Source organism: Pseudoxanthomonas composti (genome assembly GCF_004122095.1).
GTDB classification, from domain to species: domain Bacteria; phylum Pseudomonadota; class Gammaproteobacteria; order Xanthomonadales; family Xanthomonadaceae; genus Pseudoxanthomonas_A; species Pseudoxanthomonas_A composti.
The window spans coordinates 112,999-138,561 of record NZ_SAWZ01000004.1; the positions used below are offsets into that span (position 1 = coordinate 112,999).

The 25,563-nt window shown below is 68.1% G+C and carries 20 protein-coding genes and 1 pseudogene; 13 read left to right on the forward strand and 8 right to left on the reverse strand.

What is annotated here, in order from left to right:
* Nucleotides 1-179: 179 nt before the first annotated feature.
* From EPA99_RS08930 to EPA99_RS08940, 3 genes are all read left to right on the forward strand, one after another.
* On the forward strand, nucleotides 180-1,097 hold the full coding sequence (locus tag EPA99_RS08930) for a type II toxin-antitoxin system RelE/ParE family toxin (protein WP_129470875.1): 918 nt from the start codon (nucleotides 180-182) through the stop codon (nucleotides 1,095-1,097).
* A gap of 288 nt (nucleotides 1,098-1,385) precedes the next feature.
* Complete coding sequence (locus tag EPA99_RS08935; RefSeq protein WP_129470876.1) at nucleotides 1,386-2,681, forward strand: aminotransferase class V-fold PLP-dependent enzyme; 1,296 nt, start codon at nucleotides 1,386-1,388, stop codon at nucleotides 2,679-2,681.
* A 720-nt stretch (nucleotides 2,682-3,401) separates the two neighbouring features.
* Nucleotides 3,402-4,775: a hypothetical protein gene (locus EPA99_RS08940; RefSeq protein WP_129470877.1), complete on the forward strand. Its 1,374-nt coding sequence runs from the start codon at nucleotides 3,402-3,404 to the stop codon at nucleotides 4,773-4,775.
* Between the two features lie 7 nt (nucleotides 4,776-4,782).
* On the opposite strand, the gene EPA99_RS08945 is transcribed toward EPA99_RS08940, so the two are convergent.
* Nucleotides 4,783-5,700 carry a pseudouridine synthase gene (locus EPA99_RS08945; RefSeq protein ID WP_129470878.1) on the reverse strand — a complete coding sequence of 306 codons (918 nt, stop codon included), beginning with the start codon at nucleotides 5,698-5,700 and terminating at the stop codon, nucleotides 4,783-4,785.
* Nucleotides 5,701-5,916: 216 nt separating this feature from the next.
* On the opposite strand from EPA99_RS08945, the gene EPA99_RS18690 reads away from it, so the two are divergent.
* Nucleotides 5,917-6,063, forward strand: coding sequence for a hypothetical protein (locus EPA99_RS18690; protein ID WP_164978614.1), 147 nt, complete (start codon nucleotides 5,917-5,919; stop codon nucleotides 6,061-6,063).
* A 33-nt stretch (nucleotides 6,064-6,096) separates the two neighbouring features.
* A complete protein-coding gene (locus tag EPA99_RS08950) occupies nucleotides 6,097-6,699 on the forward strand; it encodes a hypothetical protein (protein ID WP_129470879.1) in 603 nt (200 codons plus the stop codon).
* 134 nt (nucleotides 6,700-6,833) lie between these two features.
* Here the strand turns inward: EPA99_RS08950 and EPA99_RS08955 are convergent, their stop codons facing one another.
* Nucleotides 6,834-7,508: a DUF2306 domain-containing protein gene (locus EPA99_RS08955; RefSeq protein ID WP_129470880.1), complete on the reverse strand. Its 675-nt coding sequence runs from the start codon at nucleotides 7,506-7,508 to the stop codon at nucleotides 6,834-6,836.
* A gap of 122 nt (nucleotides 7,509-7,630) precedes the next feature.
* A complete protein-coding gene (locus tag EPA99_RS08960) occupies nucleotides 7,631-7,930 on the reverse strand; it encodes a hypothetical protein (RefSeq protein ID WP_206733741.1) in 300 nt (99 codons plus the stop codon).
* A 111-nt stretch (nucleotides 7,931-8,041) separates the two neighbouring features.
* On the opposite strand from EPA99_RS08960, the gene EPA99_RS08965 reads away from it, so the two are divergent.
* From EPA99_RS08965 to EPA99_RS08980, 4 genes are all read left to right on the forward strand, one after another.
* The gene (locus EPA99_RS08965) at nucleotides 8,042-8,287 is read left to right on the forward strand and encodes a helix-turn-helix domain-containing protein (protein WP_129470882.1); all 246 of its coding nucleotides are present in this window, start codon (nucleotides 8,042-8,044) and stop codon (nucleotides 8,285-8,287) included.
* Nucleotides 8,288-8,681: 394 nt separating this feature from the next.
* Complete coding sequence (locus EPA99_RS08970; protein ID WP_129470883.1) at nucleotides 8,682-9,143, forward strand: DUF4265 domain-containing protein; 462 nt, start codon at nucleotides 8,682-8,684, stop codon at nucleotides 9,141-9,143.
* Between the two features lie 56 nt (nucleotides 9,144-9,199).
* Nucleotides 9,200-9,622: a hypothetical protein gene (locus EPA99_RS08975; protein ID WP_129470884.1), complete on the forward strand. Its 423-nt coding sequence runs from the start codon at nucleotides 9,200-9,202 to the stop codon at nucleotides 9,620-9,622.
* A gap of 167 nt (nucleotides 9,623-9,789) precedes the next feature.
* The gene (locus EPA99_RS08980) at nucleotides 9,790-10,413 is read left to right on the forward strand and encodes a hypothetical protein (protein ID WP_129470885.1); all 624 of its coding nucleotides are present in this window, start codon (nucleotides 9,790-9,792) and stop codon (nucleotides 10,411-10,413) included.
* 19 nt (nucleotides 10,414-10,432) lie between these two features.
* On the opposite strand, the gene EPA99_RS08985 is transcribed toward EPA99_RS08980, so the two are convergent.
* Nucleotides 10,433-11,341, reverse strand: coding sequence for a LysR family transcriptional regulator (locus EPA99_RS08985; protein WP_129470886.1), 909 nt, complete (start codon nucleotides 11,339-11,341; stop codon nucleotides 10,433-10,435).
* Between the two features lie 96 nt (nucleotides 11,342-11,437).
* Between EPA99_RS08985 and EPA99_RS08990 the strand changes: the two genes are divergently transcribed.
* The 3 genes and pseudogenes from EPA99_RS08990 to EPA99_RS09000 all read left to right on the forward strand — a co-directional run bounded on the left by EPA99_RS08990 (nucleotide 11,438) and on the right by EPA99_RS09000 (nucleotide 13,477).
* Nucleotides 11,438-12,196 carry an SDR family oxidoreductase gene (locus EPA99_RS08990; RefSeq protein ID WP_129470887.1) on the forward strand — a complete coding sequence of 253 codons (759 nt, stop codon included), beginning with the start codon at nucleotides 11,438-11,440 and terminating at the stop codon, nucleotides 12,194-12,196.
* A 194-nt stretch (nucleotides 12,197-12,390) separates the two neighbouring features.
* Nucleotides 12,391-13,023 (forward strand): annotated as a pseudogene (locus EPA99_RS18950) (LysE family translocator).
* 121 nt (nucleotides 13,024-13,144) lie between these two features.
* Nucleotides 13,145-13,477, forward strand: a complete 333-nt coding sequence (locus EPA99_RS09000) for a hypothetical protein (protein ID WP_129470888.1) — start codon at nucleotides 13,145-13,147, stop codon at nucleotides 13,475-13,477.
* 497 nt (nucleotides 13,478-13,974) lie between these two features.
* On the opposite strand, the gene EPA99_RS09010 is transcribed toward EPA99_RS09000, so the two are convergent.
* Nucleotides 13,975-14,817: an endo alpha-1,4 polygalactosaminidase gene (locus tag EPA99_RS09010; protein ID WP_129470890.1), complete on the reverse strand. Its 843-nt coding sequence runs from the start codon at nucleotides 14,815-14,817 to the stop codon at nucleotides 13,975-13,977.
* A 303-nt stretch (nucleotides 14,818-15,120) separates the two neighbouring features.
* Between EPA99_RS09010 and EPA99_RS09015 the strand changes: the two genes are divergently transcribed.
* The gene (locus EPA99_RS09015) at nucleotides 15,121-15,375 is read left to right on the forward strand and encodes a hypothetical protein (RefSeq protein ID WP_129470891.1); all 255 of its coding nucleotides are present in this window, start codon (nucleotides 15,121-15,123) and stop codon (nucleotides 15,373-15,375) included.
* A 671-nt stretch (nucleotides 15,376-16,046) separates the two neighbouring features.
* Here EPA99_RS09015 and recD read toward each other — a convergent pair.
* The 3 genes from recD to recC are packed head-to-tail and all read right to left on the reverse strand — an operon-like array spanning nucleotide 16,047 to nucleotide 25,464.
* Complete coding sequence (gene recD, locus EPA99_RS09020; protein WP_129470892.1) at nucleotides 16,047-18,146, reverse strand: exodeoxyribonuclease V subunit alpha; 2,100 nt, start codon at nucleotides 18,144-18,146, stop codon at nucleotides 16,047-16,049.
* Nucleotides 18,143-21,988: a UvrD-helicase domain-containing protein gene (locus tag EPA99_RS09025; RefSeq protein ID WP_129470893.1), complete on the reverse strand. Its 3,846-nt coding sequence runs from the start codon at nucleotides 21,986-21,988 to the stop codon at nucleotides 18,143-18,145. Before EPA99_RS09025 ends, recD begins: the two co-directional genes overlap by 4 nt.
* A complete protein-coding gene (recC, locus tag EPA99_RS09030) occupies nucleotides 21,985-25,464 on the reverse strand; it encodes an exodeoxyribonuclease V subunit gamma (protein ID WP_129470894.1) in 3,480 nt (1,159 codons plus the stop codon). The genes EPA99_RS09025 and recC overlap by 4 nt, the downstream gene beginning before the upstream one ends.
* Nucleotides 25,465-25,563: the final 99 nt, after the last annotated feature.

The window sequence follows — 25,563 nt, forward strand, 5'->3', positions numbered from 1 at the left end:
CTAGCGCATCGGTCGCCGGCTTTGGGCGCACCCAGGTGAACCGGCCCCCGCCATCGACCGCCCCTGTCCCCGTGCAAACGGTGGGCGCGAAGGGGGACACGTTACGATGCCCGCATCCCCCCCGCCGCCCGCGCTTGTCCCCGCATGAAGTTCAACACCCCCGACGCGGTGTCGATGGCATGAGCCTGGCCTCGACCCGCGCCGAGCCCCGGGCGCCGTCCCGCGTGGAGCGGCTGCAGCGCTGGATCGCCGGCAGCGTCAGCCTGCTGCTGCATGTGCTGCTGATCCTGGTGCTGCTGTATTCGTCCAAGCCCACCGTGACCACGCCGCAGGGCGCGGCCAGCGGCAGCCGCACGCGGGTGGATTTCATCGGCGAAACCCGCGAGCCCGCCCCGCCCACCAAGCAGCCCCCCAGCCCGCCGCGCAAGCAGAAGCCCAGGACCGCCGAGCCGCCGCCGGCCGCCTCGAAGGTGCAGACCACCCTGGTGGATCAGTCCGAAGACCCGGTGCCGCCACCGGCCGAGGACACCGCCCAGGCCAAGGCGCCACCGCGCCGGCCGCGTCCGCCGCAGCCCCCGGCCGAACCGCAACCGGAGCCCACTCCGCCCACGCCTCAGGACGCCCCCCAGCCGGTGCAAGCGCAGACCCCGCCCAACCCGCCGCCGCCTTCGACCGTGCAGCGCCCGCGCACCTGGGGCAAGCCGCCGGGCTACATCGAGCAGGACGCCGCGCCGGAAAACGCCGGCCTGGCCAACAGCCCGGCCATGAGCAACGGCCGCGGCCGCGACATGACCAACGCCGGGCCGTCCATGGAGCTGGGCGGCTACCTGGTCTATTACGACGTGCTCAGCGAGGACAAGCTGCGCGCGTGGAAGCACAAGGGCATCAAGGAGCTGTCCATCCCCCTGCCCGGTACCCGCTACTACATGGTCTGCGAGCTGGAGATCGCCCTGCGCCGCGGCTCGGGCAAGTGCCGCGCGCTGGACCCTTACGATCCTGAGATGAAGTCCATCGGCGATGCCCGCGAAGTGGTGACCATGCTGCAGGTCTATAAGCAGGGCGAGTTGGTGTGGCGCGGGCCGGGGCCGTACAAGTGAGTCGGGCGTGGGTTTGGCGCGATGGATGGGGTGACAGGCTGACAGCGGTGCGCCGCTGGGTGGGGCGAGGAGTGAGTGGAGAGGAGTGAGGAGTGAGGAAAGGCGAGGGCGCTATCTCCCGCCACCTTTTGTTTTTGACTGCGGCCGTCTCCGCTGGGAGCGCTGGCTTTGGCATTTCGAATGGCGACCTTGGAGCGCGTCTGGTGCGGGGTCCCAACGCCGCTGGCGATGCTGCAGCGCAACTGCTAGCGTTACGGAATAACACTTCCACAACCGGAGATCCGTCGCATGGGCAGTCGCAGGACCTTTCTGAAGCTGTCTGCCTCGGCGGCCGCCTCCGCCGTGCTCAGCCCGCTGGCAGCGGCCGAGCTGACCGCCGGCATTCCGGCGACCACGCAGTCCCCGCAGGCGCTGGCCCGCGACGAGGCGCATTGGCAGGCCATTCGCGCGCTGTACCCAGACCAGGGCGATGTGATCAATCTGGAACACGGCTACTGGGGCAAGATGTCCACTACAGTGGAACAGGCCCTGGCCCGTAATACCCACAAGGTCAACCAGGAACTGTCCTGGTACGCGCGCCGCGATTACCCGGCCGACTTCCAGGCCGCGCGCAAGGCCACCGCCGATGCGCTGGGCGTGCAGGCCAACGAGCTGATGCTCACCCGCAACGCCACCGAATCCTTCGTCAACCTCATCACCCAGTACAGCGGCCTGCGCGCGGGCGATGCGGTGCTGTGGGCCGATGCCGACTATCCCGAGTTCAAGCGCATGATGGCCTGGCTGGCCAGCGAGCGCGGCGTGCAGGGCCACATGCTCTCGCTGCCGGCCAGGGGCACCGATGAGGACTACTACGCCGCCTACCAGCAGGCTTTCGACGACCAACCCAATCTCAAGCTGATCCTGCTGACCCACGTCAGCAACCAGCATGGCCTGGTGCTGCCGGTGCGCCGCATCGCCGCGCTCGCCAGGCAGAGGGGCATCGCGGTGATCTGCGATTGCGCCCAATCCTGGGGCCTGCTGGATTTCACCCTGCCGCAGCTCGATGTGGACTGGGCGGTGTTCAACCTGCACAAGTGGATCGGCTCGCCGGTCGGCGTGGGCGCGCTGTACATGCGTCAGGGCTCGTTGGCCGCCGTGAAGCCCTTCCCCGGCGAGCCGGCCGGCGATGACGACGTGGCCAACCGCGTGCATCTGGCCACCTCGGACTTCGCCGCCTTCCTGACCGTGCCCGAGGCCCTGGCCTTTCACCGCGCCATCGGCCCGGCCAACAAGCAGGCCCGCCTTAAATACCTGCGCGAGCTGTGGGTCGCCCCATTGGCCGATTCGCCCGACGTGGAAATCCTCGGCCCGGCCAGCATGGCCAATGCCAGCGGCATGGGCGGCTTCCGCCTGCGCGGCAAGGGCGCCAAGGCCGAGGTGAGCGCCTTGCAGGCGCGCCTGGAGAAGGAGTTCGGCATCTTCACCGTGGTGCGCAACGACCTGGCCAGCGGCGCCTGCATCCGCGTCACACCGCAGACCTTCACCCCTGCCCGCCACCTGCAGGCGCTGGTGGAGGCGGTACGGAAGATCGCCGCGACCGCTTAGCGCATACGCGCGCGGCAGCAGGCCATTTGGGAATGCCGTCGATCCGTACACCGTCGTTCGTCCGCATTGCCACAACGGCCGGGCATGGCAGCGCACCGGGCCTGCGATGGGTCGCGGGATCCCCGGTGGACAAGCTTCGCGTTGTCCACCCTACGCAAGGCGCGCCCGCGCAGCCGGTGCGACACCCTCCCAAGCCGTAGGGTGGATGACGCTCCTCCATCCACCATCGCCATCCATCAGCGCCCGCGCAATCGAACGAAAGCGCCCACGTCCACAAAGACGCGCTCCCAAATCAAGAACACCTCGCGCCGCTCCACCCGACCAGCCCCGCAAACCCAGCGATCGGGCACGGCGGCGCACAGTGGATGCAACGCGTCGCCGAATCCCCGGTGGACAAGCTTCGCGTTGTCCACCCTACGCGACACCGCCCAGCCTGGGTGACACCCTCACCCGTAGGGTGGATGACGCTCCTCCATCCACCATCGCCATCCATCAGCGCCGGCACAGTTGAAGCGAAAGCGCCGACATCCAGAGCGACCCACTTTCCGATAAAACACCGCACGCCATTCCACCCAACCAGCTCCAGAGAATGCGGCACCGCAGCGCAGCATCATCCCGACCCGCTGCCCACCGCACCCGCAGCGTGCGCCCCACGCCCGGACTGCGCCGAGCCCTGGCCAGCGGCTAGACTGCGCCCCGGGGACATACGGAAATCCAGGGATGAGCCACACCGAACCGGCCGAACCGCAAGCCGAGGGCGCCACGCCCGTGGCCACGCGCCGCATCAGCTTCGAACGCCTGCGCGAGCGCACCGACGAGCTGGAGCTGCTGATCTCCGGCCTGCTGGCCTTCGCCCTGCTGACGCTGCCGCCGCGCCTGTTCGAGGCCTGGGTCGGCAGCGAGCTGCACGCCGAAGGCGCGACCTGGTATGTGCTGCAGTTCGCCTTCAACATCGGCGTGGGCCTGTCCTATGCGCTGGGGTTCGCGTTCGTCGTGCACCTGGCCATCCGCGGTTACTGGGTGGGGCTGGTCGGCCTGAAGTCGCACTTTCCCGAAGGCATCCGCTGGGCGCGCATGCCGGCCATGGGCGAAGCGTCGCAACGCTTCTATCGCAGCGCGATCGGCGAGCTGGGCGATGTGATCGACCGCGCCGATCGCACCGCCTCGGTGCTGTTCGCCGGGACCATCCTCGTCGCGCTGACCCTGGGATGGATGGGCACGGTGGGCCTGCTGTTGCTGATCCCGGCCACGCTGGCCGGCCTGTTGTTCGAGGACAGCGAGCGCGCCACCTTCATCGCCTTCGCCGTGCCCTACGTGGGCCTGCTGATCGTCGCCATGGCGGTGTTCGTGCTGGACAAGCTGATCGGCCGGCGCCTGCAGCAGGCACAACCGGTGAACACGCTGGAGCGTCACCTGCATCGCCTGCTGCGGGTGCTCTCGGCGGTCACCCTGCAACGCCTGGGCGCGCCAGTACAGTTCGCCCTGCAGAGCAACCTGGGCCACCGCGGCTTCAGCGCGGTGTACTTCATCGTGATCTTCATCGCCCTGGTGATCGGCGGGGCGCAGATCGTGTCTTCGGCCAGCTTCTCTGTGCTCAGCCGCTACCGGGTGATGACCAGCGAGGCCGTGGACCAGGGCCTGCTGAGCGCGCACTACGAGAGCATGCGCGGCCCTGACGATGCCATGCTGCGCTATCCCATGATCCCGTCCGAACGCATCTCCGATGCGCAGCTGCGGCTGTTCATCCCGCATCGCCCGCGCCTGGACAACACCCTGGTCTCCCAGCGCTGCCCCGCACTGCCCAAGGGCCGCAACGCGGCCGAGGGCGCCACGGCTGCCATGCAGGCCGTGTCCTGCCTGTCGTCGATGTGGGCCGTGACCCTGGATGGCAAGCGCGTGGACCTGGGCGGCTTCGTCCCGGCCGAGCGCCGCGACCTGGGCATGCGCGGGCTGCTGGGCTACATCGACCTGCAAGGCTTGCCGTCAGGGCGGCACGACCTGCAGCTGCAGTGGAACGTCGGCGGTGGCGAGCACGGCGTGCGCCGCGAGCGCGATTACCGCATCCCGTTCTGGTACCTGCCCGAAGCCAAGTAAGCGCGCCTCACGGCAGCGTGTGCGCCGTCCATGGCCCTGACGGGGCCTCGGCGCCAAGCGCGAACCGCCGCGGCTCGCCGCTGACCGGGTCGTCGAAGGCCAGCGCGTGGGCGAGCAGCTGCAACGGGCGCGCTGGATCATCCGGCCCTGCTTCCCGTAGCTGTGGATAGAAGCGATCGTGCAGGATCGGCGCGCCCAGCGCCGCCATATGCACGCGCAACTGATGCTTGCGCCCGGTGACAGGCTCTAACCGATAAACCCAATGCGTGTAACCACGCGCGAGCACCTCGATCACCGTCTCGCTGTTGGGCGTGCCGTCCACTTCCTGCATGCGGAAGAAGGGCACGCCCGTCTCCAGCCGGCTGCGGTGGACGTGAGGAAACGCCAGCTGCGGCAGTGGCGGCGCCACGGCCAGGTAATGCTTGCGAATGCGGCGCTCGCGGAACAGATCGTGGTAGCGCGCCCGGCTACTCGCATTTGCCGAGAACAAGACCAGCCCGGCCGTGTCGCGATCGATGCGATGCAACGGCACCAGGTCCGGGTTGCCCAGTCGCTGCACCAGCCGCGTCAACAGTGTCTCGCGCACGTAGGCGCCAGTGGGCGCCACCGGCAGGAAGTGCGGCTTGTACGCCACCACCAGATGCGCATCGGCATGCAGCACCACTTCGGCGAACGGCACCACCGGCTCGTCCGCCACCTCGCGGAAGTACTGCACCTCCATGCCCACGCGATACGGCGCGCCCAGCTCCAGCGCCTGACCGTGTGCGTCGAGCACAAGCCCCCGCGCGAAGCGGGCCTGCCATGTCGCCGCCGCCACCTGCGGGAAGCGCGCACACAGCGCCTGGAGCACAGTCGCCCACTGCCCCGGTGGCAGCTGCAGGCGGCTGGCTGGGATGCCGTCGCGGGTGGGGCGTGGGAAGGGCATTGGTGTCGCACGCGACTGAAGTGGGCGACGATCCTACTGCCTGCGGCGCGCTGGCTGTCGTCACGCCGCTGTGGTACCACATGCACTGCCTGCGCGAGCGGCAGGCGGAGTGAGCGTCCTCCATTTCCGGAGCAAGGAAGGACGGCGACAGGGAAGCAATTTAGGCGCATCGCAATGACACTTGCCTTGTCCTTGACCGCATGTGCAGGAGGAAAGATGCACGCCGATTACATCAAGGACGCCGCTGGCCCCATCCAGCTGTCACGCCCGGCCGATGGCCAGCTGAAACTGCAGTACTCCATGCCCCGGAGAGCAAAGGCGCAGGATCTGCCCATACACACGCGGGTGCAGGCGCTTGGTTGATCGACACCCGCCCAACATCCGCAAGGCACCCTGATGACGACACAATCCCGCCCGATACTCGCAGCGCTGGTCCTTGCCGCCATCGCCATGGCGAGCGGACCACGTTCGCTGGCACAGACCGGCGCCGCGCCCTCCCAGCCAACGCCCCTGATGACGGCCGGACAAGCGCTCGGTCGGCTGCTCGAGCTGATCCGGACCACGCCCAGCGTCGCAGGGATCACGCCGGAGCGGCTGGAAGCGGTCATGGGCGCCAAGATTCTGCAGGCAGCCGATGGATCGGCACGATACGGCTTCAGTGAGCGGGTCACCCCGAGTTGGAGCTACGGCCTCGGGATCGACAAGGCATCCAATGCGCAACCCACGTTCCATTTCAACTTCAGCCCGAACCCGCCGGACGCCTCGCCTGCCATGACGGAGATCTGCCAGCTGGACGTGGCCGCGTTCTCATCACGGCTGGAGTCGATGGGCTTTTCCAAGACGCCGCATCGCGCCGAGCATGGGCGTCTACTGATGTACGTCTTCGACCGGGTGCGGGCGGGCGCCTTGGAGATGCGCATCGAGGTTTATCCCCGAGGGGAAGCCAACGAACCGAACAAGGCCGGTCACGAATGCATAGAGATGATCAGGATGTCCTGAGGTCGGTCAGCACAGATTTGCCAGACGCGGGTGCGCAATGGCTACCGACCTCAGCAGATCCGGACAGCGATGTGGCGTCCGCGCTCACCCACTGTCGCTAAACCCTGCCACCGATGGCGAAGGTCTAGTCGCGCTCATGCACCAGCGTGCCGCATGCGGCTCTGGTCCAGGTGTGCCATTGCCCACATACCCAAGCCAAGCACCAGCAACGGCAACGCCCAGCTACCCCACAGCATCCAAGCGATAAGCCCTGGCGAAGGCGCGATGCCCTGGCCCACCGCGGTGGCCAGCCCCAGGCGGAACATCGCCGGGGCCAGGGTGACCACGTAGGCGCGCAGCATCCAGCGGCGGTGCGCCTGCACATCGCGGCGCAGAATCTTCACCAGGCCCACGCCCGCGGTGACCAGCCAGGCCAGCATGGTGGCGCTGAAGGCAACGCGGATGCTCATCGGTGCCGGCGAGGTGGCGATCAGCCCAGCGGCGCCGAACACCGCCACCAACATCGCGGCGAAGTACGCCCGCCCGCACCAGCGGTGCACGCCCAAGGCACGCGGCCAGCGCTGGGTGATCAATTGCACCAGCCCCAGCACCACGCCCAGTGAGCCGCCGGCCAGGTGGCACCACAGCCAGCCGCGTCGCGCGAGGAACATCGCGTAGGCCGGCGAAGCCAGCGAGGAGTACTTCAGATAGGCCGCATGCAGGAAGTCGCCGCCCAAGACGGCCAGGGCGAGCCAAAGGACCAGGCCCGCCGCAGCGAGCACTGGCGCGAAGTGCTTTCCCTTCCCATCGGTCCGCAACGGCACAGCCATCGTCCCATTCCTTCGGCCCGGCACACCGGGCAGCGCTGCGGCGCACGCTAGCACGCAGGTCGGAGCGCAGGCAGCGGCTTCTGTCCTCGCTGCTACCCAATCGGACCTGCCCTCGCCCGCCCTCAGCTCTCGCTTGGCGTACCAGGCGAACGCAAGCGCTGCGCGTAGATCGCATCGACCAGGCCGCGCACCTCCCGCGCCGAGTCGAAGATGCTTTCGCCCAGCGTGGACAGGCTGGCGTCGTCCAGCTGCGCGCCGCTGCACACCGCCACCATGTCGCTGTGGGCGCTGATCGTGCGTAGAAGCCGATCCAGCTGGTCGATTTGGTCCAACGTGGCGCCGAAGGCGTAAGCCACTTGTCCCCGCTTCCGGCCCTCCGTAACACGTAGAGGCGGCCTCCTCCTCTCTCTTCGAGCTGTCATCGCGTACGTCCTCGCCAGTGCGGGCGACTTGGCCATCGATCAAACTTATCTGTTTTTCGGATATTTGAAAAGGGGATATAGCGTCTTGGCACCCGCGATCTTTCGAGTGCCATGTCCACTAAGTCGATCCATAAAGCGGAGTACGCGATCCTGTTGCGGCATCTGCGCGATCTACGCTTGGCCGCTGGGTTGACGCAAGTAGGCTTAAGCACCGCATTGGGCCGGCCACAGTCGTATGTGAGCGACATCGAACGGGGCGAGCGACGGATGGATCTCCTGCAACTCCGTGACTTCTGCGCTGCCTGCGGTTCCAGCCTCTCGAAGTTCGTCTCGAAATTCGAGAAGGACATAGCCTAGCTGAAGGCCGGTCGGCGAGAACGCCGCGCCTGGCGTTCACCCGGAGAGCGCTGCTCACTGCTGACAAGCCCTCAGCAGGCCGCTAAGGTGCGCGCAAGGGCCGGGGGGATTCTTGCATCGCTACGCAAGTAGAAAGTCATCGAGGCGGTTGCAGCTAAGCCGTGGCCGGTCGGGGTCGATGCCTGGCTGACCAGTTTTTTCTTCGGCGGCCTTTCATGCCCAATTTCGATGTCGACTCACCTAGGAGATGTTCCAAAGAAGTCGGCAACCTCGGTTCCGCTTAGGCGGTTAGAGACATAAAGTTGCGGCGATCGGCCCTCTGGGTGAATGAGCCTTACAAATCATCCAAACCAAAGCCGCTCAACAGTTTTTCTTAATGCAGGTGTTCTGCGACATGAGCAGTGAACCAACTGCCAAAGTACTTTTTCGGCTTCCTAGCGAAGAGGGCCGTTCGATTGTAGAGACGCTCTGGGCGGTGCCTCTCGGGAATGATCTGTATCAGCTCGATAATTCACCGTTCTACGCCTACGGCGTCTCATGGCAAGACGTGGTTACCGCACCGTTTGACCTTGAAGAGCAGATGCCCACGTTCCAGTCTGTGGCAAAGCGCTCGGGCAATCGCACCGTTAGGGTCGTGTTCGATCTTCCCTTGGCTCCAGGTAATGCATCAGAGGAGACTTTGCACGGACTCGCTGAAATCGGCTGTAGCTTCGAGCGTGCGAATTCAGGGTATGTCTCTGTCAACATCCCACCGGGCGTAGAGCTCGAACACGTCCGGTCGTACCTCATCTCGCGTGCTGCGTACTGGGAGCACGCCGATCCAACCTTTGATTCATTGTTTCCAAATGAGGCTTAGCAAATAATTTAGGTGGTGCCGCTTTGCGGCACGGATTAGCTTGGAACTAGACACGCATGACTTACATCGCAGTTATTTCGCTAGTTTTCGCGACTCTTAGCTTGATTGTGGCTCTACGAGCGGCAGTGCTCAGTTACAAGCTCCATGCTGAGGCGATTCGCAGGGATGTCGCTAACTTCGTGGAGGACAATTTAGCCCGTATAGATCGGGCAAATTTTCTTCTTGCGCATGTCAACGCATCGGGCCTTGACGCTCAAGAGCGAAGTTCCCTTGAGCTTCCATCTTTGAGTGAGATGGAAGCGTCTCTACAGGATTTCTCAGTCATGCATGGAAATCGATCAAATAGCGAGATGATCGGCATGAGAGAGACTGACTACGAATTCCTGCATTCGATTCGCGCTCCATTGTTGTTGATCGAGCGGCGTCTCGACGCATTTTCGACCATGGTTGGGCAAAGCAATGCATCTGGCACCGCCTGACACGTCATTCAAGCCGGCAGCGGCTTGCGGATCAACCGGAAAGAGGGGTCAAGTACCGCTTCATAGAAGCAGAAGGCATGGCCTTTGTGCGACGCGCCCGCTCTTTGCCAGAGCCTCACTCCGACCCCGATTTGATCCTCCTGAGTCACGTTTGAATAGAGCATCAGATGCCAGCGATATCCGTTCTACTCGAGGATGAACACCTCGCCACGGTCAACACGAGGGACTACGACGTTGTCCTCGTGAGCATTCATGGAGCCACCACCGACGACGAGTTCGCTACGCTCGACATGTCGGGCGGCACGTACCCGGAAAGCGGCGAGTCAACGCATCTCAACTGGATCGACAGCCTTGAGCTGCAGCCTGGTCAAAGGATCGAGGTCCGTCTCCAGGAGGAGGGTGATACCTCTCCCCAAGGAAAGACATTTGAAGAACTCTTTCCTGGGGAACCACTCGTCGAGAAGCCAGTGGACTTCGGGGCCACCGAAGCAATCTTCTCAGAGCTTCGTGGCAAGCCCCCACGTCGCGCGCAGTACACGTTTCGACTTCTTGTTTCCAGCGGAACCGCGTTTGCGGGCAAGACTTCGCTCACTGATCACGCCTTCGGCTTCAGCCTCGTATGGAACTCGTACCACCCCCAACGGACGAGCTGCTCGCTCTACACCTGCACCATCGATGAGCTGGTAAGCCGTGCGCCGCTGAGACACTTCGTCAGGGAATACATTCAGGCGCCGAGCTGCGTTTCTCTTGAAGTCGATGTCGAGCCAGTCGCTCAGGTGGGCCAACTCTGATCGTCAGGCAGAACTGGACTCACTGCCGCCACGGCGGACTCGCAAACATCTCGACGAAATAGTTCGCCACCGCCTCCACCTTCGCCGGTCGGTTCTGCTTGGTGGGGGTGACGAAGTACAGGCCGCCGTCCGATTGCTTCCACTGCGGCAGCAGCGCCACCAGGCGCCCGTCGCGCAGGTATTGGGCGGCCATGAACTCCGGCAGCGCCGCCACGGCGTGGCCGGCCAACAGCACGGGCAGCAGTGCTTCGGAGTTGGTGACGCGCAGGCGTCCCAGCGGGTTGAGGGTCGCCTGTTTGCGGCCGTTGCTGAAGCGCCAGGTGTCGCCGCCGGCGCGCAGGGCGAACGCCAGGCAGTGCGCCGGGTCCAGATCGCGGGGGTGGCTGGGGTTGCCGTAGCGGGCGACGTAGCTGGGCGCGGCCACGGTGTAGCGCGCGACCGGGCACAGGCGCCGCGCAGCGAGGGCAGAATCGGGCAGCGCGGCGATCCGCAACGCGGCGTCGAAGCCGTCGCCGACCACATCGACCTTGGCATCGGACAGGTGCAGGTCCAGGGACAGTTGCGGGTAGCGCTCCAGCAGCCCGGGCAGCAGCGGGGCGATCCAGTGCACGCCGAAGGTCATCGGCACGGCCAGGCGCACGGTGCCGCGCGGGGAGGCCGATTGGTCGCGGGCAATGGCCTCGGCTTCTTCGGCATCCCGATACAGCTGGCTGGCCCGCCCCAGCAGGTCCTGGCCGAAGGCCGTCAGCGCCAGGCGCCGCGAGGTGCGGTTGAACACGCGCGCGCCCAGGCGCGTCTCCAGCCTGGCGATGCCGCGCGATACGGTGGGGACCGACAGATCCAGCTCCCTGGCCGCGGCCGCGAACGAGCGGGATTCGGCCACCTTGGCGAACAGCGCCAATCCCTCGAAGTCCGGAAGCTTGGACATGACATTCCTGAAACGATGTCTTTCAGGCGATTCTATTTTTTCAGGCCAGGCGCGTCGATACGTTGATGGTCACCATCACTTGTCGAGGTTTTACCCATGTCGCTCAAGCTCAACAACAAGATCGCGCTGGTCACCGGTGGAAGCACCGGCATCGGCCTGGAAACCGCTCGCCAGTTCGCCCTGGAGGGCGCCACGGTGTACATCACCGGCCGCCGCAGGGAGCAGCTGGACGCGGCCGTGGCCGCGATTGGCCGGAATGCGAAGGGCCTGCAGGTGGACTCGGCCAGGGTCGCCGAACTGGAACACCTGGCCGACACGATCAAGGCCGAGCACGGCCGGCTGGACGTGCTGTTCGTCAATGCCGGCGGCGGCAGTTTGGTGCCACTGGGGGAGATCACCGAGGCGCACTTCGATGACACCTTCGACCGCAACGTCAAGGGCACCTTGTTCACGGTGCAGGCCATGTTGCCCATCCTGGCCGAGGGGGCTTCGGTGATCCTCACCGGCTCGACCGCGGCTTCCACAGGCACCCCGGCCTTCAGCGTCTATGGCGCGTCCAAGGCCGCGGTGCGTGCCTTCGTGCGCAACTGGATCCTGGAGGTCGACAAGGCGCGCAAGCTGCGTTTCAACATCCTGGCGCCTGGCCCGACCCGCACGCCCGGGCTGGTGGAACTGGCCGGGCCGGATGCGGCCCAACAGCAGGGCCTGCTGGCGTCCATGGCCGATCAGGTGCCGCTGGGTCGCGTCGCTGAGCCGGTCGAGGTCGCGCGCGTCGCGGTGTTCCTGGCCTCCGACGATGCCAGCTTCGTCAACGGCACCGAGCTGTTCGTCGATGGTGGCCAGGCGCAGGTGTAATCGCCGGTGTCCTGGGCGATGGGGGCGGCGTCGCTCGGCACGAAGCACAGGAGGCCGGTGCGCGGGCTTCCAAGGAGAGGGTCGAAGTGCCCGCCCTCCAGCGGGGCTTCATCACAGGCGCGTTTGGAACGCTGCCCCTGGTCGGCCGCTTGTTAAGATGACGCGCTGCTGCCACGCATCGGCAAAGGGGAATCATGATCGAGTGGTCCGTCGCATTGGTCTTCGCGGGCGCCTGCCTGGTTTTGACGCTGACGCCGGGCCCGGACATGATCCTGATCGCCTCCCGTAGCCTGAGCCAGAGCAAGGCGTCCGGCTTTTGCACCCTTGCCGGCATCCAAGTGGGCACGTATTGCCACGCCCTGGCCGCGGCCCTGGGGTTGTCGCAGTTGCTGGTCAGCGCGCCGGCAGCCTACGACGCGGTGCGCTTTCTCGGTGCGGCTTACCTGGCCTTCCTTGCCTGGAAGGCCTTCAGGTCGCCGGGCGCCGCGCTTGAGGCCAGGTAGGGTCTTGCCAGCGACTCGATGTGGCGGATCTTTCGGCAGGGCCTGACCACCAACCTGTTGAACCCGAAGATGGCCTTGTTCGTCCTGGCCCTGTTTCCCCAGTTCGTCCGGCCTTCGAGCGGGTCGCTGGTCGCGCAGATGCTCGTCCTGGCCACCATCCTGAACGCCATGGGGCTGCTGGTTAACGGCGCGGTGATTGTTCTGGTCAGCAAGCTGGGGCGCAGGCTGGCGACCAGCGCGCAGACCGGCAAGCGGCTGAACCGCGTGCTCGGCACGGTCTACCTCGGGCTGGCGTGCCGGCTGGCGTGGCCATCCGGCAGATGACGTCCCGCGGGGGATGGTTGATGCAGGGCCCCCACCCACCGCCGATGTCCAAGCGCATCTTGACCCGCCCTACATCGCCCGCCCCGCATCCTGCTCCCAGCCTCAAGCCGGAGTGAAGAAGATGATGAAGTGGATGGGTGCCGCGCTGGCCGCAACGCTGTTGCTGGCCGGCTGCGCCAAGATGCAGGGCGAGGAGTACGTGGGCCACTGGGTCAACGTGCAGACGCAGGAAGAGACGCTGGATATCGAGCGCAATGGCGAGACCTTCATGGTCCGCAGCACCACGCCGAAGTTCTTCAGCCGCAAGCCCAAGACCGAGAGCTACCCGGCGGTCTACAAGGACGGCGCGCTGCAGGTCACCAGCGACGGCGAGACGGTGAACTTCGCCATCGACAAGGCCAACGGCCACCTCAACACCGGCAGCGAGCAGTACCAGCGCGTCGGCAGCAAGTAAGCATCGGGACGGGGCCCGCGTTGCGGGCCCCGTTCGGTTCAACGTGGTCGTGACCGCGCGATGTGTCCGATCCAGGCGGGGACAAGCTGGCCTACTCGGCGCATACCCCGCCCTTCCCGCTTGCCTGCACGAACCCCCGTTGTAGTCGGCCCAGGTGGCGCAGCCCAACGGACGATGCAGGCCTTGCAGACCCCCTTCCCCCAGGCAGTACAGTGCGCAGGCCCGCCAGGCCCACGGCGGTGCAGGCCGATCACTCCATCACGTACGAGGGTGTCATGAGCAAGGGGATGGACCAGAAGAAGAACCAGAAGAAGGAGCCGACCAGGACGCTGAAGGAAAAGCGTGCGGCCAAGCAGGAAAAGAAGAACAGCAAGTAAGCGGTGCCCGCCGCGCGATGGCGGACGAGGTCAGGACATGTGCCTGACCTCGCGTTTCCAGGCGCAGGGGCGCCAGCGCGCCGGACTGGTGCCGGGTGCGACAGCGCCGATACGCCGCGATCAGCAGGACTTGTAGACGTAGCCCGGTGCGTTGCTGGGCAGCACGCCACGGTCGCGGTAGATCACCGAGATGTCCTTGCCGCGCGCCTTGCAGGCGGCGTTGTAGAAGCTGAGGGGATCGACCGGGTTGCCATCGGCGTCTTCGGTGTTGTCGTTGTATTCGATCTCGTAGACCTGCGCGCCGTAGACATCGGTGTAGTCCTCGCACTCGGACCAGACCTGGCACTCTTCGGCGATAGCGAAATCGAAGCCGATGGTGGTGGCGCCCTGCAGCGAGAGTTCCGGTGCGTTCTTCTGCGCCACGGCCAGGTTCTTGGCATGCCCGCGGGCGACGATGAGCTTGGCGAACTCCACGTTGTGCGTGCGCTTGAGGATGCCGGCCGAGCGCGTCCAGGAATCCAGGTTGTCCGGCTCGATGGCCTTGTAGCCATCGCTGGCGCAGCGGTCGATCCAGGGGCCGACGATCTGCATCAGCGCGGTGCGCTTGGCGGCGGTGGAGGTATCGAACAGCAGTTCGTCGGGCCACTCCGGGTCGATCAGGAACTGGCCATTCTTCTTGACCAGCAGGTCGGGGTGGTTCTTCTTCCACCAGGCGGTGTCGCCCGGCTGGGTCTGGAAGGCGTTGACGTAGCAGATGTTGTACTTGCCCGTCGCCGGTGCGGCACTGCGGTCGCGGTCGACGATGGCCACATCGGCCGCCGGCGTGTAGGGCACGGCAAGCTGGTAATCGAACTTGCCATTGGCCGGCGGCAGGGTGACCGCCATGCCGACCCCGGCGGTGAGAAGGGCCGTCAGGCCGAAGACCGTCGCCATCGTCTGACGTCGCACGTTGCGTCTGCTCATCTGTGTCGCTCCTTGCTGATCCATCGGGGAGTGCGCCGGAAGCGTGGGCAAAGGCCGACAGGCGCTTCAGGCGATTTCGCGCACTGGCAGAGGCAAAGGCCGCCGCTGCTGCGCACGCGGACACTAGGCAATAAACGCAACAAATAGCAATAAAACGAAACTTAATGGTGATTCGCCACCGTGGTTTTGCGATGCGTTTCGCGGTTCTGTGGCCGAAGGCTGCCTACCGTTGCTGGACCGCAGCAAACACGTGCATGGCCGCAGGGTTGGGGCTAAGGTGGCCGCCCGCCTAAGAAGCTCCCCATGAAACGCAGTTACGACCCGGCGCTGACCACCGACCCGCACGCCCCGCTCTATCGCGTGGACAAGGCGGTGCTGGCCGCCCAGAAGACGCTGGAGGCGGCGATCGACGCCAAGCGCCACCACACCCGGCACAGCCTGGCCCAGGAAGTGGTCAAGGAAGCCCGCGAGGCCCTGCGCCGTGCAGAGCACGCGCGCGCCTTGAAGGTGAAGGAGCTGGCGCAGCGGGCGGCGGAGCTGCGCGAAGCGGGCAGGTAGGCGCGGCGTCGCGTTATTGGCACGGCCGACTGCAAACGGTCATCGGGCGATAACCCGTGGTCGGACAACCCGCGATGCGAAACGGATGATCGGTGCGTACGGCGACATCCTTGATCGGGTGTCGAAGCGTTGGTGGACAAGCTTCGCGTTGTCCACCCTACCGTAGGGTGGATGACGCTTTTCTCATCCACCCTACGGTAGGGTGGATGACGCTTTTCTCATCCACCGCCGCCGCAGCGCCTCGGAACAGCGCAATCTGGATTGGCGTGTTTTGTCGCTCTGGAAGGATGTCGGCTGCGGGCGATGCCGGGGTGGACAAGCTTCGCGTTGTCCACCCTATCGTAGGGTGGATGACGCTTTTCTCATCCACCACCGCCGCAGCGCCTCGGAACAGCGCAATCTGGATTGGTGTGCTTTGTCGCTCTGGAAGGATGTCGGCTGCGGGCGATGCCGGGGTGGACAAGCTTCGCGTTGTCCACCCTACGGTAGGGTGGATGACGCTTTTCTCATCTACCATCGCCGCGGGCTTCAGAACAGCGCAATCTGGATTGGCGTGTTTTGTCGCTCTGGAAGGATGTCGGCCGCGGGCGATGCCGGGGTGGACAAGCTTCGCGTTGTCCACCCTACGGTAGGGTGGATGACGCTTTCTCATCCACCATCGCCGCGGCGCTTCAGAACAGCGCACCCTGGATCGGCGTGCTGTCTTGCGCTGGAGGGGTTTCGACTGAGGGCGATGACGGCGCCGGCTCTGCCCCGCCCAAGCGCCAGGCAAGCCCGGACATGCGCACTGCATGACGGCTCAGCGCCTCGCGCAGCACCTGGGCGCTGCCGGCCACGTGCAGGCGGCTGCGGGCGCGGGTGATGGCGGTGTAGACCAGCTCGCGCGAGAGCACGCGGCTGTCGTTGCGCGGCAGCTGAAGCCAGACCTCGTCGAACTCGCTGCCCTGGGCCTTGTGCACGGTCATGGCGAAGGCGCTTTCGTGCGCGGGCAAGGCGGCCGGATGGAAGGCGCGGACCTGGCCGGGCCCATCGCCCGGGAACCAGGCCATCAGGGGGCCGCTGGCGAGCGCTCTCGAAGCGGATGACGCTTCGCTTTGCACCGAGGAATGACTTGCTACGCTGCGCCCCGGAGAGGGACTTACCTCGCTTCGCCCTGAAAAAGGACTTGCTTCGCTTCGCCCCACGAAGGGACTCGCTTCGCTTCGAAAACAAATGCCGATGTCGCCGTTGAACAGGCGGTGGCGGTAGCTGTTCTCGGTGATCAGCAGCAGGCGGCCGTGGAAGTAGGTGGGCGTCGGGCCGGTGCGGCGGCCCGAGAGCTGTTCCTCGACGCGGGCGTTGAGACCGCGCGCACCCTGGGGGCCTTCGCGCACGGCGGTGAGCAGACGCAGGCGCTGGGCCAGGCCCAAGGCGGTGGCCGGGTCAGGGGCATCGCCCAGGCTGCGCCAGTGCGCCAGCAGGGCCTCGCCCCGGGCCTGGAAGGGGTCCAGCACGTCTTCGTGGAAGTCCACCCCGCGCAGGCTGCCGCCGCGCAGCAGCGCCAGGGCGGTGTCGGCATCGCCCCGGCGCACGGCCTCGGCCAGCGGGGCCAGGTCGAAGTCGGCGTCCTGGCGATAGCCGCGCAACAGGCGCACGCGGTGGCCGCGCAGGCCGGTGGCGGCCGCATCGACGGGCGTGCCAGGACCGAGCAGCGGCGCCAGCGCGTCGGCATCCTCCGCGCGCAGGGCATCGCCGGGCCCCGCCGCGCCGAGGATGGCCGCCAGCACGTCGCCGGCTTCCACCGAGGGCAGCTGGTCGGCATCGCCCAGCAGGATGAGCTGGGTGCCATCAGCCACCGCCTCGACCAGCTTGCACATCAACGGCAGGTCGACCATGGAGGCCTCGTCCACCACCAGCACGTCCAGCGGCAGCGGGTTGTCGGCGTGGTGGCGAAACGTGGGGCTGTCGGGGATGACGCCGAGCAGGCGATGCACCGTGCTGGCGGTCTCCGGCAGCGCGGTGCACAGGGCCGGGTCCACGCCACTTGCGAGGATGGCCGCCACGGCGCGGCGCAGGCTTTCGGCCATGCGCTCGGCGGCGCGGCCGGTGGGCGCGGCCAGGGCGATGCGCGGCGGCGGTGCGCCCATCGCGATGGCCTGGGCGATGCGCAGCACCAGCAGGCGGGTGATGGTGGTGGTCTTGCCAGTGCCGGGGCCGCCGGTGACCAGCAGCAGCGCGCGGCGCAGCGCCAGCGCGGCGGCGCGCGCCTGGCGGTCCTCGGTGATGCCCGGTGCCGAGCCAGGGTCCGGGGTTGCCTCCGCCAGGGCACTCTGCGGAAACAGCGCGCGAAACACACCGCGCACGGGCTCCAGGTCCTGGTGATGCGGTGGCTGGGCGGCGATGCGCTGCAGGCCAGACGCCAACCGCGATTCGTACTCGCGGTAGCGCCGCAGGTACAGCAGCCCTGTTGCCTGGCCGGCAGGTTCGAAGGCCAACGGTGCATCGGCGGCCGAGGGCGCCAGTGGGTCGTTGGGCTGGGCCACCCACGGCGAGGCGCGCAGCTGCGCCACCCAGGCCTCGGCCTGGGGCCAGGGCAGGTCCGCGTCCACCAGCAGACGCGGACGCGCCGGGTCGAAGCCGGCGTGCCCATGGGCCACCGCCAGCGAGGCCAGCGCGGCGGCCACCTGCACCGCCTCCGACGTCTCGGGGCGCAGGCGACGCAGGCTTTGCGCGAAGGCGTGATCCAGGGTGCGCAGGTGGCCCTTGGCGTAGAGCTCGTCGAGCAGGCTCATGCGGCAGCCTCCGTGGCCCCGGCGAACAGTGCATCCAGGGCGTGGACCAGCCCCGGCGCGAAACGGTGCGCGTACACCCCGGGCGAATCGGCGCGGGTCGCGTCCAGGCCGCGGCAGAACAGATAGCGGATGCCGCCGAAGTCGCGCGCGTAGTCGTACGCCTGGCCCAGGCGGAAGCGCAGCCAGCGATGCAAGGCCAGGGTGTAGATCAGTGCCTGCAGGTCGTACTCGCTGTGCGCCATGGCCGCCTGCAGCGTGGCCGCGTCGTAGGTCGGCAGGCGGTTGGACTTGTAGTCCAGCACGTACCAGCGGCCCTCGTGCGTGTAGGTCAGGTCGATCAAGCCGGTCATCAGCCCTTCCAGCGTGCGCCGCAGGCCGAAGCCGCGACGCTCGCGCACCACCCCATGCGCGTGCAGCAGGGCCAGCAGCGCATCGATGTCGGTGGGCTGCAGGGCGAACTGGAACTCGATCTCCGCACGGCGCGCCTGCTCCGGCACCTGGCACAGGCGCACGCCCTCGGGCAGGACCACGGTGAGCGTCTGTCCGATCAGCGCGGTGAGGACCTGCACGCCTTCGTCCAGTTCGCCCGCGGCATAGCCGCCGCCCTTCAGCGCGGTCTCGATGATGGCGCGCTCACTGGCCGGTGCGGCATCGCCGGGGCGCCAGTCGCGCCAGGCGGCGAAGTCGCCGTCTTCCAGCGCCTGGTGCAGCACCACGCCGAAGCGGTTGCCGGCAAAGCGCGGGTCGAAGGCTTCGCCTGTGGGCGTGGCTGCGGGCGCTTCCGGTTCGTCGCTGCCGCCGGCCGCGGCCACGGTGGCGCGGGTGGACAGGTCGGCGCTGCCGCTGTCGGCATTGGCCAGCTGGGTGAAGCTGTAGACCCACCAGTCCGGCGCGATCTGCCGCTGCACGTGCCGCGCAGCGGGTGCCTGGCCTTCGCGCTGCGGCGGCAGCCACGGCGAGTCGGCCGGCAGCGTACGGTCGCGCACGATGCCGGCGGTTTCGGGCAGACCCTCGACCATCGGCCACAGCGCGCCCTGCCTGGCGTTGTAGAAATCGCCGGTGGCGATCCACAACGCGTGCTCGGCGCGGGTCAGGCCCACGTACAGCAGGCGCGCGTCCTCGGCGCGGTCGGCCAGTTGCCTGCGCTCGCAGGCGGTCTTCCAGCCGGAGGTGTCGGCCTGCAGGTTCCAGTGCAGCCAGCGCCGGCCGTCGTCGTCGGCCACCACGCAGCTGCGCTCGGGTCTGCGCGCGGTGCCGCCGATGCCGACGAAGGGCAGGAACACCAGCGGATACTCCAGGCCCTTGGACTTGTGCAGGGTGACGATCTGCACGCGGCGGGCATCGGACTCCAGCCGCAGCAGCTGGGTTTCGTCGCTGGCATCGGCCTGGGCGATGCGCTGGCCCAGCCAGTCGACCAGGCCCTGCAGGCCCAGCGCGCGCGTGTCGGCTTCCTGCAGCAGCTCGCCCAGTTGCAGGTAGTTGGTCAGCCGGCGCTCGCCATCGAGCAGGCCCAGCAGCCGCTCGGCGTTGTCGGCGCACAGGTCCGAGACCAATGCCAGCGGCCCGCCGCGCTGGCAGCGCTCGCGCCAGGCCAGGGCCCTGCCCTGCCATTGCGCGTGGGCCGCGCCCTCGGTGTCCAGCGCAGCGATGCCGCCCGCATCCACGCCCAGCAGCACGGTGGCCAGGGCGGCGCGCAGGCGGGCATCGTCGGCGCTGTGCAGCAGGGCCAGCAGCAAGGTGAGCAGCTCGCGCGCCTCGGCGGTGGCGAACAGGCTCTGCTGGCCGGCAGCCACCGCGGCGATGCCGACCTCGGCCAGGGCGCGCTGGATGCGCGTGGCTTCCTTGTGGGTCCGCACCAGCACGGCGATATCGCCCGGCTGCACCGGCTTGTCGCCGAGCAGGGCATCGCCGGTGCGCGCATCGCTCAGCACGCCGTGGATGGCGGCCACACAGGCCTGGGTGGCCAGCTCGCGCGAGCGCTGCGCGCTGTGCGGCTTGCGCTTGCCCTTCTCGTCCGCCGGCGGCTCCGGGGCCTGCCACAGCGTCAGCGCCGGGGCATCGGTGCCCGCGCGTTGGTAGTCGGCATCCACGCGCTGGGTGCCGGGCAGGACCGGGTGGAAGCGGATCCTGTCATCGACGAAGGCGGCATCGCCGGCCTGTGCGTACAGCGCCTGGATCGCCGCCAGCACCGCCGGGCGCGAGCGGAAGTTGCGGTCCAGCGGCGGTGCGGCCTGCGCGTGTCGCGCCGCCTGCAGGTAGGTCTGCACGTCGCCGCCGCGAAAGCCGTAGATCGCCTGCTTGGGGTCGCCGATGAGGAACAGCGCCGGGGCCAACGCCGCGGCCCGTGTTTCCTCCGAGTCGCCGAACACGGTGCGGAAGATGTCCCATTGGCGCGCGTCGGTGTCCTGGAACTCGTCCACCAGCGCGATGGCGTACTGCGCGCGCAGCCGCTGCACCAGCGCCGCCGCGTGCGGGCCGCGCAAGGCCTGGGCCACGCCGTCGATCAGATCGTCGTAGGTCTGCACGCGCAGCTGCTGCTTGCGCCGGGCCAACCGCACGCGCGCCTCGTCGCGGATGCGGTGCAGCAGGCGCACGCGTTCGCGCTCCTGCGCCTGGGACAGGTCCTGGCTCGCAGCCAGGTAAGAGGAAATCAGCGCGCACAGTGGCGAGGCGGGCGTCTGCTTGCCCTTGTTGGTCTTCGCTTCCAGGGCGTCGGACGACAGCAGCGGCAACTTGGGGTGCGCGGGCGCGCCCCAGTCGCCTGCGGCGCACCACTGCGCCAGGTCGCGCCACAGGTCCTGGATCCATTCGGCCTTGTAGCTTTGGCCGTTGAGCTGCTTGTTCTCCACCGCGTCCAGCAGCGCGGCGCGAAAGCTGTCGCCATGTGCGGCCAAGCCCTCGGCCAGGGCCTGGCCTGCGCGGTGCAGCTCGGCTTCGATGCGGTCTGTACGCTCTGCTTCGGTGGGGCGCGGCGGCAGCAGGTCGGGCTGACGGATCAGTTCGCCCAGATCCCGCGCCAGCGCCTCCGGGCCGCGCGGCCACAGCGACATCAGCAGGGGCGCCCACTGCGCATCGGCCGCGGTGCTGCGCCACAGGTCGGCCGCCAGTTGCTCGCGCAGGTCGCGGTCGTTGGCCAGCAGCTCGGGCGGGGCGAAGGTCTGCCCGCTTTCCAGCGCATGCTCGCGCAGCACCCGCGCGCAAAACCCGTGGATGGTGAAGATGGCGGCCAGGTCGATCTCATCGGCTGCCTGCTGCAGCCGCTGCCGGAGCTGGTGGGGCGTTTCCGCGCCGGAGGCCAGGTGCGCGGCGATGATGGCGCGGCTGAGCTGGGCATCGGGTGCGTCATGACGCGAAGACTGTTGGCCCTGCCCCGCCGACGGCGGCGGGGCCTGTGACAGCGGCTCCTGCGAGAGCTGCGCTTGGAAGCGATTCCCGTGTGGGAGCCGATGCATCGGCGAAGGGCTTTCCCCTCGGACCTGATGGTGGAACAGCCCGGCTGCATCAACTTGATCTCCCAAGTCTCCAACATCGCCTGCAAGCCGCTTTGCCGATGAATCGGCTCCCACAGGTGTTCCCGCTGCCGCTGTCTCCGCCGCCATCCCCATGGCCTCGGGCACCAGCGAGGCGGCAAGCGCCAGGCGCTCGCGGATGCGCTTGCGCAGTTCCTGGGTGGCCGCCTCGGTGAAGGTGACAGCCAGGATCTGGCCGATGCGCAGGCGTTGCTCGACCACCAGCCGGGTTACCAGGGTGGCCAGGGTGAAGGTCTTGCCGGTGCCGGCGCTGGCCTCGATCAGGTGGGTGCCGGTCAGCGGCAGGGTGAGGAAGGGATCGACCGGCGTCATGCCTCGGCCTCGGTGTCGGCCTCAACGAAGAACGCGTGCGCATCGCCAAGGCCGGGGTGGATCACACCATGTTCGACCGCGTGGAAGATGGCCAGGCTGGTCTCGGCGAAGCGGCGCAGCAGCGCCGCATCGGCAAAGGGGTCGCACCCGCGCAGCGCCAGCTGGTAGGCCTCGCCATTGCCTTCGCCCCAGGTGTGGTCGCTGCCGCGCCAGCGGGCCGCGGCCGCCTTGACGGCCTTGTGCGGGTCCTCGGCGCTGAAGAACTCCCAGCCGCTGTACGGGCCGAACGGCAACGGCGCCTGCAGGCCCTCGGCGCGCAGGGACAGCAGGCGCCGCAACGCGGCCCTGGCCGAGGCCGGATCGATGGGCGCGCGCTCGAACGGGCCGACGCCGGCCTGGGCCTCATGGAAGCGCACCAGCGGCAGGTCCAGCCCGGCGGCGCTGGCCACCAGCCAGTCCAGGCCCTGGCGGATCGCGGCTGGGCCGTTCATCGCGCCCAGTCGCACGTGGGCCAGGCCCTGGTCGTAGAGGCCCTCCAGACGGCCATGCAGGCGCAGGCCGTCCAGGTCGATTTCCACCCGCTGCGTGCCGCGTTCGGCCTGGCCGCGCCACTGGTCGAACGCCAGCGCATACGGCCGCAATTGCGCGACCAGCGCGGCGAGCTGGCGATGGCCCAGCGGGCCGGAGGGCAACAGCGCACGGGCGCGCAGCTTGTCGTACAGGTCCTGCTCGCGCCCCTGCAGCAGTGCCTCGAACACCTGCTGTTGCAGCAGCGCCTTCTGCAGGCCGCGACCCGGCGCCAGCAGCGGCTCCACGTCCTCGCCCAGATCGCTGGCATCGGCCAGGCGCAGGTCCAGGCGCTGGCGCAGGAACTGCTCGGCCGGCGCGCTGAAAAAGCGCCGCAGCGCATCGAGGGAAAGCGCGTCCTCCTCGACGGTGCGGGCCGGCAGCGGCGCCGTCACCCACGGCGCCAGCGGCGCCCGCGTCCCGCCGATGCGCACCGAAGCCGGCTGCCACTGCGTGCGATAACTGAAGCGGCGCGGGTCGCCTTCGGCGCCGAAGGCGGCCGGCGCGAACGGCTGCAGCGCGTGGTGCACGGTCAGCGCCTTGGCCGCGGCGGCGGCATCGGCATGGTGGGCGGCCGCCTCGCCGATCAGCTCGGTCACCAGCACCGAGGGTTCGCGCACGCTGCCATCGCGCGCGTCGGCACCGAGGTAGCTGACGTAGAACACGTCCTGCGCCGAGGCGAACAGCTGCAGGAACAGGAAGCGGTCGTCCTCGCGGGTGGAACGGTCGCCGTAACGGCGCTTGTGGGTCCCCAGCTCGGCGGTGAGCTGGTTCAGGCCCGCGGCCGGGTCGCGTCGCGGAAAGTCGCCATCGTTCATGCCCAGCAGGCAGATCACGCGGAACGGCAGCAGGCGCATGGGCACCATGCGGCCCACGCTCAGGCCACCGGTCAGCAGCGGGGCGCGCGTGTCGGCCTCGGCCAGCACGCTGGCGAAATGCGTGCGCACCACCTCGGCCGGCACGGCGGCCTGGAAGCCGGCGCGCTCGGCCTCGCGGGCGAAGTCGTCGACCAGCTTGCGCAGGCGATCCAGCGCGCGCTGCGTGGCCGCGGCGGCGGGGGTTTCCGGCAGCAGCGCATCGAGCAGGGCCAACAGGCGCTCGCGCCACTGCGCGGGAGTCAGCGCCTGGTCCAGCCGGCGCTGGCTGCCGGCCAGCACGTGCAGCAGGCGGATCAGCGCGTCCAGCGCCTCCAGCGCACCGCCTTCCAGCGCATCGAAGGGGGCGACACCGGCGATGTCCTCGCTGCTGCCGCTGGCGTGGCCCAGCAGCAGGCGGTCCAGCGCGAAGGCCCAGGTGTAGGCGTCGTCGTGCGGGGCGCCATGCTGGGCGCGATGGGCAGCATCCAGCCCCCAGCGCGCGCCGGCGGCCTGCAGCCAGCCGTGCAGGCGCTCGAAGGCCGCCGCATCCAGCCCGGCGGCCTCCGCCAGCGGCGGACTGGCCAGCAGGTCCAGGATCTCGTTGAGGCCGAAACGCGAGACCGGCAGGTTCAACAGCCGCACGAACACCTCGGCCAGCGGCTCGCCTGCCAGCGGGCTGGTATCGGCCAGCGCATAGGGAATGCGCGAGGGAAAACCGGGGTCAGAGTGCAGTTTCCCCAGGCTCGTGGGCACACCTGTGGCAATGGAGGGGAAACTGCACTCTGACCCCGGTTTTCCCGCTGACCCCGGTTTTGCCCCCGGTTTGTCGGCGCCGAACACCGCTTCCAGATAGGGGATGTAAGGGTCGATGTCCGGCGCCAGCACCGCGATCTGCCGCGGCTGCAGCGGCGGGTCGAAGCGCGGATCTTCCAGCAGGGCGCGCAGCTGGTCGTGCAGCACCTGCAGCTCACGCAGGCGGGTATGGCAGGCATGCACCTGCAGGCTGGGGTCGGTGCGGTCCAGCGCGGCCAGCGGCGCAGGCACGGGCGGGCGCCTGCGGTGGAACAGATCGCTCTGCAGCCGCTTGAGCAGGCTGTCGCCCAGCCCGCCCTGGCGCAGTGGGCGTTGGCCCGACCCCAGCGGGTCGGCATAGACGTCGATCTCCGCGCTGGGGTGCGCCACCTCGTAGCTGCCCAGCATCGCCATGAAGTCGCGCCCGGCCGCGCCCCAGGCCTGCAGCAGGCGGTTGTCGCCGGCATCGAACAGGCTCTCGTCGACCAGGTCATCGGCGCGCGCGCGACGGCGCGGGCCCAGGGTCTGCAGATCGCCCCAATAGCCCTGCGCCGGGGTGGGCAGGTAGAAGTGCAACGTGCCCACCCGCGCCTGGGTGGCCAGCACCCGCAGCACGTCGGGCGAGACATTGAGCGTGGCGAAGGCGAACACGCGCCTGGGCAAGCCCTGCGGCAGCGCGTCTGCCTGCCCGGAGAAGCGATCCAGGTAGGCCTGGATGCGGCGGGCGCGGTACGCGCGGCCGGTCGCCAGATGGCGCCACAGCACCGCCTGCGGATCGTTCGGCGCCGCGCCGGCTTCCCAGCGCAGCAGCCAGTCGCGGCGCCAGGCCTGGTACTTCTCGAACACGCCGGCCAGCTCGCCAGCCAGCGCCCAGGGCTTGAGCGCATCCTCATCCTGCAGGTAGGTGCGCACCGCAGCCAGCGCCGGGTCGGACAGCACGGCCGGGTCGGTCAGGGCGGCGTACAGATGCCAACGCAGGCTGGCCGCATCCAGCTCATCCTGTGCCGGCCCCAGGTTCGCCTCCAGCGCGCGGGCGACGAACTCGCCGGGGGTGAGGAACTCCAGGTTGGCGGCCACCCCATGCTCGGCCGCCAGCGTGGCCTGCAGCCAGCGGCGCATGGCCACCTGCGGGATCAGCACCACCTCCGGTGTCAGGATCGACTGCCCCGGCACCGGCTGGCGCAGCTCATGGGCCAGCAGCCCGGCCAGCAGTTCCAGCGCATTGGAGGGGTAAAGACGGAAATCAGGCGCTGGCGGCATGCGACCATCTTGCCGCAGGCGGCGCTCACCGCGTGAGACTCGGGCAGGCGGCCACGATGACGGAGTCGCGTCCAGACGAGACAATGGCGCCGGTCTGAA

Coding starts and splice junctions, on each gene's coding strand:
- EPA99_RS08950 (WP_129470879.1), top strand. CDS start 6,097: ATGACGACACAATCCCGCCCGATACTCGCAGCGCTGGTCCTTGCCGCC.
- EPA99_RS08985 (WP_129470886.1), bottom strand. CDS start 11,341: ATGTCCAAGCTTCCGGACTTCGAGGGATTGGCGCTGTTCGCCAAGGTG.
- EPA99_RS09000 (WP_129470888.1), top strand. CDS start 13,145: ATGATGAAGTGGATGGGTGCCGCGCTGGCCGCAACGCTGTTGCTGGCC.
- EPA99_RS08940 (WP_129470877.1), top strand. CDS start 3,402: ATGAGCCACACCGAACCGGCCGAACCGCAAGCCGAGGGCGCCACGCCC.
- EPA99_RS08935 (WP_129470876.1), top strand. CDS start 1,386: ATGGGCAGTCGCAGGACCTTTCTGAAGCTGTCTGCCTCGGCGGCCGCC.
- EPA99_RS09015 (WP_129470891.1), top strand. CDS start 15,121: ATGAAACGCAGTTACGACCCGGCGCTGACCACCGACCCGCACGCCCCG.
- EPA99_RS08930 (WP_129470875.1), top strand. CDS start 180: ATGAGCCTGGCCTCGACCCGCGCCGAGCCCCGGGCGCCGTCCCGCGTG.
- EPA99_RS08955 (WP_129470880.1), bottom strand. CDS start 7,508: ATGGCTGTGCCGTTGCGGACCGATGGGAAGGGAAAGCACTTCGCGCCA.
- EPA99_RS08945 (WP_129470878.1), bottom strand. CDS start 5,700: ATGCCCTTCCCACGCCCCACCCGCGACGGCATCCCAGCCAGCCGCCTG.
- EPA99_RS08990 (WP_129470887.1), top strand. CDS start 11,438: ATGTCGCTCAAGCTCAACAACAAGATCGCGCTGGTCACCGGTGGAAGC.
- recC (WP_129470894.1), bottom strand. CDS start 25,464: ATGCCGCCAGCGCCTGATTTCCGTCTTTACCCCTCCAATGCGCTGGAA.
- EPA99_RS08960 (WP_206733741.1), bottom strand. CDS start 7,930: ATGACAGCTCGAAGAGAGAGGAGGAGGCCGCCTCTACGTGTTACGGAG.
- EPA99_RS18690 (WP_164978614.1), top strand. CDS start 5,917: ATGCACGCCGATTACATCAAGGACGCCGCTGGCCCCATCCAGCTGTCA.
- EPA99_RS08980 (WP_129470885.1), top strand. CDS start 9,790: ATGCCAGCGATATCCGTTCTACTCGAGGATGAACACCTCGCCACGGTC.
- EPA99_RS09025 (WP_129470893.1), bottom strand. CDS start 21,988: ATGACGCCGGTCGATCCCTTCCTCACCCTGCCGCTGACCGGCACCCAC.
- EPA99_RS09010 (WP_129470890.1), bottom strand. CDS start 14,817: ATGAGCAGACGCAACGTGCGACGTCAGACGATGGCGACGGTCTTCGGC.
- recD (WP_129470892.1), bottom strand. CDS start 18,146: ATGAGCCTGCTCGACGAGCTCTACGCCAAGGGCCACCTGCGCACCCTG.
- EPA99_RS08975 (WP_129470884.1), top strand. CDS start 9,200: ATGACTTACATCGCAGTTATTTCGCTAGTTTTCGCGACTCTTAGCTTG.
- EPA99_RS08965 (WP_129470882.1), top strand. CDS start 8,042: ATGTCCACTAAGTCGATCCATAAAGCGGAGTACGCGATCCTGTTGCGG.
- EPA99_RS08970 (WP_129470883.1), top strand. CDS start 8,682: ATGAGCAGTGAACCAACTGCCAAAGTACTTTTTCGGCTTCCTAGCGAA.